Origin of the sequence: Pseudomonas sp. HMSC067G02 (assembly GCF_001813485.1) — a bacterium.
Classification (GTDB): Bacteria; Pseudomonadota; Gammaproteobacteria; order Pseudomonadales; family Pseudomonadaceae; genus Pseudomonas; species Pseudomonas aeruginosa.
Genome location: NZ_KV812681.1, coordinates 105,364 through 116,912, shown reverse-complemented (window position 1 = coordinate 116,912; position 11,549 = coordinate 105,364). Strand labels below are relative to the sequence as shown.

Below are 11,549 nucleotides of genomic sequence, written 5' to 3'. Positions count from 1 at the left end.
GGGCCAGGGCGATGCGCTGGCGCTGGCCGCCGGAAAGCCCGGCGCCGCCGACGCCGAGCACGGTGTCGTAGCCCTGCGGCAGGCGCAGGACCAGTTCGTGGACCCCGGCCAGGCGCGCCGCCTCCACCACCTTGTCGGCCTGCACCTCGCCGAAGCGGGCGATGTTTTCCGCCACCGTGCCGGCGAACAGTTCGATGTCCTGCGGCAGGTAGCCGATGCGCGGGCCGAGGGTCTCGCGCTCGTACTGGCGGATCTCGGCGCCGTCCAGGCGCACGCTGCCGTGCAGGGTCGGCCAGATGCCCAGCACTACCCGCGCCAGGCTCGACTTGCCGGAGCCGGACGGACCGATCACGCCGACCACCGAGCCGGCCGGGATCGCCAGGGTCAGGCCACGCAGGGTGCGCGCCTCGCTGCCGGGCGGCGCCGCGTCCAGCGATTCCAGCAGCAGGTGGCCACGCGGCTCGGGCAATTCCATGCGCCGCTCGCGGACGGGGAATTCGTCGAGCAGGCCGCTCAGCCGGCGATAGGCATCGCGCGCCGCGCCCCACTGCTTCCACACACCGATCAGTTGGTCGATGGGCCCCAGCGCACGGCCCATCAGGATCGAGCCGGCGATCATCATCCCCGGGGTGATCAGGCCTTCCACCGCCAGCCAGGCGCCGAGGCCGAGCACCAGGGATTGCAGGGCGATGCGCAGGTATTTGCTCAGCGCGTTGATCCGCGCCGCGCGCTCGCTGGCCAGGCTCTGCTGGTCGAGGAACGCCTGGTGCAGCCGTTCCCAGCGCCCGCGCATGCTGCCGAGCATGCCCATCGCCTCGATCACCTCGGCGTTGCGCAGGTTGTTGCTGGCCAGTTGGCCGGACTTGATCGACAACTCGCCGGCCTTGGCCAGCGGCGCACGGGTGGCGCGTTCGTTGAACCAGGCCAGGGCCATCAGGGCCAGCGCGCCGACCAGCGAGAGCAGGCCGAGCCAGGGGTCGAAGAGGAAGATCACCAGCAGGTAGACCGGGAACCAGGGCGCGTCGAAGAAGGCGAACAGCGCCTGGCCGGTGATGAACTGGCGCAGGGTGGTCAGGTCGTGCAGCGCCTGGCTGGCCTCCTGGCCGCCGGCGCGCAGGTTGCGTTCGAAGGCGGCGGCGTAGACCCGCCCGTGCAACTGGCCGTCGAAGCGTTCGCTGACCCGCACCAGGACGAAGCTGCGCAGCGCCTCCAGCGCGCCCATGAAGACGAACACGCCGAGCGCCATCAGGGTCAGCATCAACAGGGTGACTTCGTTGGCCGAGGACAGCACGCGGTCGTACACCTGCAGCATGTACAGCGAGGGCACCAGCATCAGCAGGTTGATCACCCCGGAGAACGCCGCCACGCTGCGCAACGCACTGCGGCTGGCCGCCAGGGCCTGTTTGATTTCGTTGGTAACGCTGGAACCGAGCCTTGCCATCGAGCGCGCTCACTTCTGCCACGACTGCCGCTGGAATCCCGAATGAGCCCGGATGGCACCTCCCTGTGCCGGGCGTTCCCTCGCCGTCAGGCGGCCAGGGCCTGATGCTCCAGCGCCGGGTCGGCGCCGATCAGCTGGATTGTCGGCGGCGCCGCTTCGCCGCCGTGGCCGAGCAGCGCCGCGAGCACCTTGCTGGCACCGTCCAGGGCGCTGTGCGCGGTATCCCCGGCGATCCCGGCGACGATCGACAGGTCATTGTCGAGGTCATGCACCAGCTCGATCTGGCCCTTCGGCCCGACCCCGGCGACATCGACACCGGCAATCGTTTGCGCATACAGCTTGCTGTCGAAGTGCAGGTCCAGCGTCGGCAGCGAGACGCCGATGTCCTTGACCACCGGCACGTAGCCGAGGATGCCGCCGACGATGGGCAGGTCCTTGAGGGTCACCTCGTTCCAGCTCAGCAGCTTGACCTCGTTGTAGCTACCCAGCTCCAGGGTGCCGCCGAGATTGGCCACGCCGAGGTTGTAGCTGGGTCCGGCGATACCGTAGAACTTGGCGCTGAAGCCTTCCTTGTCGACCGAGCCGACCACTCCCAGGCCGCCGAGGTTGAGCGGCGCCAGCACCGGCACCAGCGGCGCGGTGATCGGATTCAGCGCCAGGGCTGCGGTGACCAGCGGAGTCAGCGGCGTCTCGCCGCCGAAGGTCAGGCCTTGCTCGGTGAAGGAGACGTTGATCGGCAGCGGGCCGAGGATGCCGCGGCTATCGGGAATCACGCCCTGGTCGTGATTGCCGCCGAGCAGCGAGCCGATCACATTGACCCCGAGCAGGCCGTCGCTATTGCCGAGGCTTAGCGAGCCACCCTGGTAGGCGGCGTGGTAGAGATCGTTGGCGGCCTTCAGGCTGTCGCTGCCGAATTCCCAGGCATGGCCGACGGTGGCACCGACGCCCTGCCCCAGGTCACCGACCAGCTTCAGGTAATCCTCCGGCTCGACGCGCCCGTGCAACAAGTCGTCGGCGATCGCCAGCGAGTTGCCGGCCAGCCCGCCCAGCGTGCCGACCGCGGAGCCTACGGTGTCGAGGGCGTCGCCGGCGATCTCGCCGAGCGTGCCGGCCACCGCGCCGACCGTACCCTCCAGCGCCTGCTCCACGCTGGCAACGGCGTCATGCACCGATGTCAGCGCTTCGTGCACCTGCTGCTCCACGGCGTCGACGGTGGAGCCCACCAATGTCCTGGCCACGTCCGCCACCGCCGTGACGGCGGTGGCGGCCACCTGCGTCGCACGCTCGTAGACCTGGCCGAACAGGTTCGCGGCTGCATTGAATAATCCCATCTTCTGTTCCTCGATTGAGTTGTCTCGGTTATCGCGTTTCCGGCGCAGGTCGCTGTTTACCGACCGAACCGGTCACGCGGTCAAGCGCAGTCAGTGAGTTCCGCGAGAAAACGGAACGCGGGTACCTGAAAGTTCATCAGGCCTGGCGACAACTTGTTTTTATTGGAAGACAGGAGCCCCCGAGGGCGAAACCCATTTAATCCCGAGCAGCCCGCAACAGAGCGCTCTCCACCGCTTCGCCTGTTAAGTAGGACTAACATGGGAAAGGCAAATTTGTACCACCACTTAAATCAGTTCAATACTTTGGTTGGGCATACCGACCTGTCAGTTCTGCCAGGTGGATTTCCAAGCCCCTGATTCCTAAACGGATTATTGACGCTTTTAATTAATATCGAATGACGGACGGTCGCCCCGGCACGAACTCTGACGAAATCAGAAATGAAGAAAGGGTTATATCCTTATGCACCAAAGTGCCGAGCCGCCCTCGCGGCGTGCCCAACTAGCGTGCAACTTCGGCAGCGCCCTCTTCGAAGAAGCGAATGACACTTTTGCGTGGCTCATAAGGAACACTCTTATTGCGTGAAGCGCATCACAAAATATTGAATCGAACAGTCCAGGCGGATTGTTTTCTCCTGGTAAACGATGATTAACGGCGCGCTCCCAACGCCGGGTTATTTCCATGAATCGCTTCAGCCAACGCCTTGCCTGCCGATAGCCTCTGCCGTCACCCGTTCCCGCCCTTGCTCCCCGCCTTGCCTGCCCCTATCCTGCGCCCGTCACGGCCAAATCCGTGACCGGGTTTGACAGCCCGAAGAGACGGCGCGATGCGCCGAGCGGTGCATGCGAAAGCAGCGAATGCTTTTGCAGGCATCGGCTCGACCGCAGTTTTCCAACTGCGGGCCTTCATGGCGGATCGCGTGGGGAGACCCTCGTGGTCTGCCGGTTCCGTTTCCCGGTCTGTCAACCCTGCGCGATCCTGCCTCCATCGATTGACAGCGAAGGCGGCAGGTCATGTGACTCTCAGAAACGGAGTACCCAGCATGACGAAGGATGAAAAGGAAAAGACCCACGTCGACGCAATCATCGAACGCTACAAGGACCTGATGGTCGAGATTCCCCCCGCCGACCGGCAACCCGGTCTCTCCCTGCTCTGGCCGGTTCCCGCCCAGCCCGCCATCGACAAGGGCGTCCGCCAGGCCGAGAACTGGCTTGCCGACCAGATCGAAGGCCAGCTCTGGACCGCCTTCGCCTTCGGCCGCGACAGCCTGCCCACACCGATGCAGAAGACCGCCTTCGAAGTGGCCTTCCTGACGCGCCTGCAGCAGCGCCTGGTAGCCGCTCGACGTTCCGGTTGACCCGGCCATGGCGAATGACGCCGGTGGCGTCGTTCGCCCCTACGCCAAGTCTCCATCGCGGTCTCGGGCACCGCGTACGAAATCATCGCCAGACTCCGCCTGGCAACGCGCCGAGCGTCTGGAGCGCCCCGGTGCGCCATCCCGCCCAGCCGGATTGAACGCAAGCGCACCCACCGCCCTCCTATATTCCATACGACCCACCACCTCAACCGGAACCGAGCAAGACTCCGCAGACATGGCACAGCCTTTCACCATCGAACCGGACCCGAACACCCTTGACCATCCACCGGCCTTCCTGGCCAACGGAGGAGCGGTCGGGAAACTGTTGCTCAGCCTCGACGCGGCCAGTTCGCCCCTCGGCCCGCCGGACGCCTGGTCGGCGAGCCTGAAGACGACGATGGCCACGCTGCTGCCGGCCAAGGCGCAGATCGTGCTGTTCTGGGGCGCGGAATTCGTCGCCCTGTACAACGATGCCTACGCGCCGAGCATCGGCGACAAGCATCCGCGCGCCCTCGGCCGGCCGGCGATAGAGAACTGGCGGGAGCTGTGGGATGACCTCGAACCGCTGCTGCGCGGGGTGTACGAGACCGGTGAAACCTTCGCGGCAAAGGATCGGCCCTTCTACATCGAACGCCATGGACGCGGCGAGACGGTCTATTTCGACGTGTCCTATTCGGCGGTGCGGGAAACCGACGGTTCCGTCGGCGGCGTGCTGTGCATCGTCACCGAGACCACCGAGCGGGTGCGTTTCGAACGCCGCCAGGCGTTCCTCCTGGAACTGGGCCAGACCCTGCCGTCCCTGGCCGATCCCCTGGAAATCGAAGCCACCGCCCTGCGCCGGCTCGGCGAGGAGCTGGGCGCGTCGCGGATATTCTTCGGCGAGGACAACGGCGACGGCATGACCTTCCAGGTCCATCGCGACTATCTCCACGACGGCCGCTCGGCGGTCGGTCGGCATCGCTACCTGGCGTTCGGCGCCACCCTGTCCGGCGAACTGCATGCCGGACGCAGCGTGGCGCGGGAAGACCTCGCCGGGGAGCGCGGCATGAGTCTCGACGAGGCGGCGAGCCGCGCGCGCCTGGGGCTGGGCGCCACGCTGCATGTCCCGGTGCTGCGCCACGGCCGGCTGGAGGCGCTGCTGGCGATCCACTTCGCCCATCCGCAGGCGCTCGGCGAAGATCCGCGCCGCCTGGCGGAGGAAGCCGCCAAGCTGGCCTGGACCTCGCTCACCCATGCCCGCGCGGAGCTGGCGCTGCGCACCAGTTCCGCGCAACTGGCGGCGATGTTCGACCAGGCCAGCGCGGGCATCGCGGTATGCGACCGGAACTGGCGCTTCACCCGGGTCAACGATCGCTACTGCGAGATCGCCGGCCGTTCGCGCGAGACCCTGCTCGGCCTGCGCATGCAGGACATCCTCGACCCCGCCGACTTCGCCCTCCCTGCGGCGCCAGGCGGAGCGACCGGCGCGGCGTTCGAGATGAGCGGCCGCTACGTTCGCCCCGACGGCGATACGGTGTGGGTGCAGAACCAGGTCACGCCGCTGGTGGACGAGCAGCATGCCGCCAGCGGCCTGCTCTGCGTGTGCATGGACATCAGCGCGCGGGTACGCGCCGAGAACGAGCTGCGCGAACTCAACGAAAGCCTGGAAGAACGTGTCGCGACCATGCTCGCCCAGCGCGAAAGCGCCCTGGCGCAGCTTCACGAGGCACGCAAGATGGAGATGGTCGGCCAGTTGACCGGCGGCATCGCCCATGACTTCAACAACCTGCTGACGCCGATCATGGCCTCGCTGGAACTGATCCGCCGGCGGCTCGACGACGCCCGCTCCACCGACCTCATCGACGGCGCGCTACAGTCCGCCGAACGGGCGCGGAACCTCGTCGGTCGCCTGCTCACCTTCGCCCGCCGGCAAACCCTCAAGCCGCAGGCGGTGGCCCTGCGCGAGCTGGTCGAAGGCATGCACGACCTGATCGAGCGCTCGCTCGGCCCGACCATCGAGGTCCGCATCGAGATCCCGGAACGCCTGCCTGCGGTGGTGGTGGATCCGCACCAGTTCGAACTGGCCATCCTCAACCTCGCGGTGAACGCCCGCGACGCCATGGGCGAAGGCGGCCGCCTGGAAATAGGCGCGCGGACCGACCTGGTGATCGACGGCGCGGTGGACGGTCTCGGCGCCGGCCGCTACGTGTGCCTGGAAGTCGCCGACAACGGCGGAGGCATGCCCGCCGAGGTGCTGGCCCGCTGCATGGAGCCGTTCTTTTCCACCAAGGGCGTGGGCAAGGGCACCGGCCTCGGCCTGTCGATGGTCCAGGGCCTGGTCGCCCAGTCCGGCGGCGGCCTGGGGATCCACTCGGAGATCGGCAAGGGGACCCGGGTGAGCATCTGGCTGCCGATCACCGCGGAGCAGACGCAATCCACCGCAGAAAGCTGCCCGGACGCACCGGAAGCGTTGCGGCCGACCCACGTGCTGCTGGTCGACGACGACAGGATGGTGCGCTACACCACCGCGCTGCTGCTCGGCGATCTCGGCTACCAGGTCAGCGAGGCGGCGTCGGCGGAGGAAGCCCTGGGCGAGGTCGAGCGCGGCCTGGCGCCCGACCTGCTGGTCACCGACCATCTCATGGCCGACAAGACCGGCGTGCAGCTTGCCGAGGAACTGCGCCAGCGCTTCCCGCAATTGCCGGTGCTGGTCATCACCGGCTACGCCAACCTCAGGCCCGAGCAACTCAACGGCTTCGAGGTGTTGACCAAGCCGTTCCGCCACAACGAACTCGCCGAACGCCTCGCCCGGCTGCTGGAAGCCTCGCCGTGAGGCCCCGGGCCGGCGGAACGCCTCAGCGCACCCGCTCGCGGCTCTTCACCGCCAGGTCCAGGGCTTTCTGCATGTCCAGCCGCGCCGAGCGGCCGACGTCACGGTGGTCCAGGCGGTAGCCGCGCTCCGAGGGCAGGATCGGTGCGGTGAGGTCCTCGGCATCGGCCGGCTCGAAATCGTAGTCGCCGCCGATGGTCATGGCGCTGCGCCGGAGCAGCATGCGGATCTCCTCGGGTCGCAGCCGCGGGTTGAGGGAAAGCATGGCGGCGACCGTGCCGGCGACCATCGGCGTGGCATAGGAGGTGCCGCAGTGCACCTCGCCCCGCGCGTCCCGCTCCAGGGTCGAGGCGTGGGTACAGGCGGCGGCGGTGACATCCACCCGCATGTCGACGTTCGAGGTGCTGCGCTTGACCGCGTAGGCCGGGTCGTCCACCGCCAGGCCTTGGCGCTCGCTGCGCTGGTGGCCGCCCACCACCAGCAACTGCTCGGTGACGAAGGAGGACGGCAGGCGGTATTCGTCGGTACCGGAGTAGGACGAGCCGTTGCCGGCGGAGTTGACCACCAGCACGTCCGGATGCTCCTTGCGCAGCCAGAGGAAGAATTCCTCGAGCAACTCCTCGTAGCCGCTCATGGCGATCCCCGAGCGCACCAGCGAATCCACCTCGTCGCCGTCGACGTCGCGAGCGCCGACGCGGTGGATGCCCCAGCTCCAGTTGAGCACCCGCACGCCATCCTCCACCAGGTTCACCGAGGCGGCGACGTTGGCCGTGATGCCAGCGTCCGAATTGCGCTCGACGATCACTTCGAAACCCTGGCTGGCGCGGTCCAGCCCACGCAGGAAGCCACTGTTGCCGCCCTGGTCCCAGCGCGCGGCGAGGATGCCGGCGACCGTCGAACCGTGGTTGTCGGGACGTTCGGCATCGCGCGCGTAGAGGCAGGTACGCGGCGCGGGCGCCTTGCAGGGGCCGAGGTAGTCGGCGAAGTCGGGGGCGTCGAAGTCGACGTCGCGCTCGATCACCCCGATGCGCACCGGGCGGGTCTCCAGCGGGGCCTGGCGGGCGCGGACCCGACGCTGGTAATAGTTCACCGCGTCCATGAAACGATTGGCCGCCCACTCGTCGGAGTCGCTGTCCGGCTTGTCCACGGGCCGGCGCGCCGCCTCGGTTTCCTCGCCCTTCTCCGGCGCGGACTCCTCCACCACCACGGCGTCCACGCTGGTCTCGCTGCCGATGCGGAGGACCAGCGCGTCGCGCTGGACGAGGTCGCGCGCCGGCAGGCGCAACTGGTAGAGGTTCAACGGCGGGATCGCGCCGACCACCCGCGCGCCATATTTATCGGCCAGGCGTTCGGCCTCCCGGCGACCGTCGTGGTTCTCCTCGATCAACAGGCTGACCAAGTCGACGTAGGTGGTCAGGCCATCCATGTTCTTCGCCACCTCGTCGGGACCGGCGGCGAGCACATGGCTGCCGTTCAGGGTCAGCCATACCGGATTGCTGCTGCGCCCGCCCTGCTCCAGCCAAAGCGGACCGCTGGCGTGGCCACGGCGGTCCAGGCGGAGCCGCAGGCCGTCGCCCTCGCGCCGCAGGGCGGTGGCCGGCAGTTCGCGGCCGTCCAGCAACAGGCGCGGCAGGCCGGCACCCAGGCCGCGCACGCGCAGGCACCACTCCTGCCGCTCGCTGGCCAGGAGATCGCCGCAGCGCTCCAGGCGCTCCAGGCGCAGGGGTGTTTCGGCGGCGACCAAAGGACTGCCCAGGGACGCGAAAAGGATGGCGAAAACGGCACGGCGCAGCGGCATGGACTCGGCTTCCGGAACGGGGACCTGTTGTTCCGACCGCCTGGCGAAACGCTTCGTTCAGGTTGAAGGCGGGCGCAGGCTAGCCCGCCAGTTGCTCCAGCGCTCGCCGGGTGACGCCATCGATATAGCCCGGCTCGCCATAGATGCGCGCCAGCAGGATGGCGCCTTCGAAATCGGCCACCAGTTGCCGGCCGCGCTCCAGCGCCTGCGCCTCGTCGAAGGCCGGGCGGTAGAGCTGGGCGAAGGCTTGCGCCCAGTCGTCGAGGAAACTGCGGATCGGCGCCATCAGCTCGCTGCGACCATAGCTGGCGTCGACCGCGACCACGCCCATCAGGCAGCCGATGCTGTCGTCCTGGAACAACCGGGCGGCCTTGCGGCCGAGTTTTTCCAGGCGCTCGCGGGGCGTCAGCAGCGGGTCGTAGGCGATGCTGAAGAGCGTCTCGGCGAGCCGCTGGTGGGTCCATTCGAGAACGTCGCGGAGCAAGGCTTCCTTGTTCGGGTAGTGGTGGTAGAACGAGGCCTTGGTCAAGCCGCAGGCGCTGGACAGCATGTCCATGGTGGTGCCGTGGTAGCCGTAGCGACGGAAGGTGCCGGCGCAGCGCTGGAGAAGCTCGTCGCGGGAGATTTTCAACGGACGCACGGAAGGTTCCTGCTCTCGATCAAAGGCGTTGATTCTATGCCATAAGCCTTGGCGCCTCAATTTGACGGTTACCGAATGTTTGTTTAGTTTTTACAAACCGAATGTTCGGTAGGTAACTAGAAGAAGTTTCCGCTCCACCAACCCAAGCACAGGAGAGAGGCATCATGAGCGAAGCCAACAGCGGCCCGGGCCGCGTCACCCGAGAGCAGCGCGGTCATCTGTTTCTCATCGGCCTGGACCGCGCGGGCAAGCGCAACGCCTTCGACAGCGCAATGCTGGCGGACCTGGCGCTGGCCATGGGTGAATACGAGCGCAGCGAGGAATCCCGCTGTGCCGTGCTCTTCGCCCATGGCGAGCACTTCACCGCCGGGCTCGACCTGATGGAACTGGCACCGAAGCTCGCCGCCAGCGGTTTCCGCTATCCGGACGGCGGCGTCGATCCCTGGGGCGTGGTCCAGCCGCGTCGGAGCAAGCCGCTGGTGGTCGCGGTGCAAGGCACCTGCTGGACCGCCGGGATAGAGCTAATGCTCAATGCCGACATCGCGGTGGCCGCGCGCGGCACGCGCTTCGCCCATCTGGAGGTGCTACGCGGCATCCCGCCGCTGGGCGGATCCACCGTGCGCTTCCCGCGCGCGGCGGGCTGGACCGACGCCATGCGCTACATCCTCACCGGCGATGAGTTCGATGCCGACGAAGCCCTGCGCATGCGCCTGCTCACCGAGGTGGTGGAACCCGGCGAGGAACTGGCACGGGCCCTCGAATACGCCGAGCGGATCGCCCGGGCCGCGCCGCTGGCGGTGCGCGCCGCGCTGCAATCGGCGTTCCAGGGGCGCGACGAGGGGGACGATGCGGCGCTGTCGCGGGTCAACGAGTCGCTGGCCGCGTTGATCGGCAGCGAGGACGTCCGCGAGGGCGTGCTGGCGATGGTGCAAAAGCGCGCGCCGGCGTTCAAAGGCCGCTAGCTCCCCTGCGGGTCGACCCCCGGTCGCTCCGCTCCATCTCTCCTGCGGAAACCGACATGACTTCGTTGACTCAACATTCCGCAGCGCCGGTGCGGATGGAACGCCTGGCCCTGCCCGCGACCGACGGCTATCCGCTGTCCGCCTACCGCTACCACGCGCCGGGCCACGCCCATGGCAACCTGCTGGTGGCCGGCGCGACGGGCGTCGCCCAGCGCTTCTACCGGCGTTTCGCCGAACACGCCGCGCGCCAGGGCTTCGACGTACTCACCCTGGACTATCGCGGCATCGGCGAATCCGCGCCGGCAAGCCTGAAGGGCTTCGCCATGTCCTACCTGGACTGGGCCTACCGGGACCTCGCCGCCGCCGTCGAGCTGCTCGGCCGGGAGGAGCGGCCGCTGTACTGGATCGGCCACTCCTTCGGCGGCCACGCCATCGGCCTGCTGCCCGACCATGGGCGGCTCGCCGCCTGCTACAGCTTCGGCAGCGGCGCCGGCTGGAGCGGCTGGATGTCGCGCCGCGAAGCGCTCAAGGTGCGCCTGCTGTGGACCCTGGTGCTGCCGCCGCTGGTGGCCTGGAAAGGCTACATGGCCTGGAGCCTGCTGGGCATGGGCGACGACCTGCCGCTGGGGGTCTACCGCGACTGGAAGCGCTGGTGCCGCCATCCCCGCTACTATTTCGACGACCCGGCGATGCGCCACCTCCACCAGCGCTACGCCGCAGTGCGCACGCCCTGTCTGTTCGCCACCGCCCTGGACGATCCCTGGGCACCGCCGCGCTCGCGGGACGCCTTCGTCGAGGCCTACCGCAACGCACCGCTGGAAACCCTCGACCTGCGACCCGACGGTGGACCGCTCGGACACATGGGCTACTTCCGCGCCGGTGCAGAGGCGCTGTGGGACGACGCCCTGCGCTGGCTGAGACGGCATCCGGAGAACGCCTGAAAGATCAGCGAGAGCGCGCCATGCACCCGTTGCCGTTGTCCCTTCGCCTGTTCGCCGTCGCATTCTGGCTGGGCGTGGTCGCCGTGGAGTTCCTTCTCGAACGCAGCCGCGCCGAAAGCCGCGACCGGGGTTTCGCCGGGAGACCGCCACCAAGGCCGACAGCTTTGCCGGGGTGAACCGCTACTCCCGGCAGATCGCCCGCATCTCCCTGCTGGCCATCCCGGCCGGGCTGCTGGCCCTGGGCTGCGGCCCGTACCTGATGCGACAACGCT

Annotated in this window: 8 protein-coding genes; 4 read left to right on the top strand and 4 right to left on the bottom strand. The window is 68.0% G+C overall.

From position 1 onward, the window contains the following. The coding region (aprD, locus tag HMPREF2914_RS15330; RefSeq protein WP_070702830.1) for an alkaline protease secretion ATP-binding protein AprD at positions 1–1,441 on the bottom strand (1,441 nt) is incomplete at its 3' end. An 86-nt stretch (positions 1,442–1,527) separates the two neighbouring features. Then, on the bottom strand, positions 1,528–2,772 hold the full coding sequence (gene aprX, locus HMPREF2914_RS15325; protein WP_023980792.1) for a type I secretion system-dependent protein AprX: 1,245 nt from the start codon (positions 2,770–2,772) through the stop codon (positions 1,528–1,530). Positions 2,773–3,812: 1,040 nt separating this feature from the next. On the opposite strand from aprX, the gene HMPREF2914_RS15320 reads away from it, so the two are divergent. Continuing rightward, positions 3,813–4,127: a LasR-specific antiactivator QslA gene (locus HMPREF2914_RS15320; RefSeq protein WP_003086723.1), complete on the top strand. Its 315-nt coding sequence runs from the start codon at positions 3,813–3,815 to the stop codon at positions 4,125–4,127. A gap of 235 nt (positions 4,128–4,362) precedes the next feature. Continuing rightward, positions 4,363–6,939, top strand: coding sequence for a PAS domain-containing protein (locus HMPREF2914_RS15315; protein ID WP_023088452.1), 2,577 nt, complete (start codon positions 4,363–4,365; stop codon positions 6,937–6,939). Positions 6,940–6,961: 22 nt separating this feature from the next. Here HMPREF2914_RS15315 and HMPREF2914_RS15310 read toward each other — a convergent pair whose 3' ends face one another. Together HMPREF2914_RS15310 and HMPREF2914_RS15305 are read right to left on the bottom strand one after the other, a co-directional pair. Next, entirely contained in the window at positions 6,962–8,734 is a 1,773-nt protein-coding gene (locus HMPREF2914_RS15310) for a S8/S53 family peptidase (RefSeq protein ID WP_003086721.1), read from the bottom strand. A 79-nt stretch (positions 8,735–8,813) separates the two neighbouring features. Further along, entirely contained in the window at positions 8,814–9,374 is a 561-nt protein-coding gene (locus tag HMPREF2914_RS15305) for a TetR/AcrR family transcriptional regulator (RefSeq protein WP_003119600.1), read from the bottom strand. Positions 9,375–9,538: 164 nt separating this feature from the next. Between HMPREF2914_RS15305 and HMPREF2914_RS15300 the strand changes: the two genes are divergently transcribed. Beyond that, positions 9,539–10,336, top strand: a complete 798-nt coding sequence (locus HMPREF2914_RS15300) for a crotonase/enoyl-CoA hydratase family protein (RefSeq protein WP_003086719.1) — start codon at positions 9,539–9,541, stop codon at positions 10,334–10,336. A gap of 56 nt (positions 10,337–10,392) precedes the next feature. Beyond that, positions 10,393–11,277, top strand: a complete 885-nt coding sequence (locus HMPREF2914_RS15295; protein ID WP_003086717.1) for an alpha/beta hydrolase family protein — start codon at positions 10,393–10,395, stop codon at positions 11,275–11,277. Positions 11,278–11,549 lie beyond the last annotated feature (272 nt).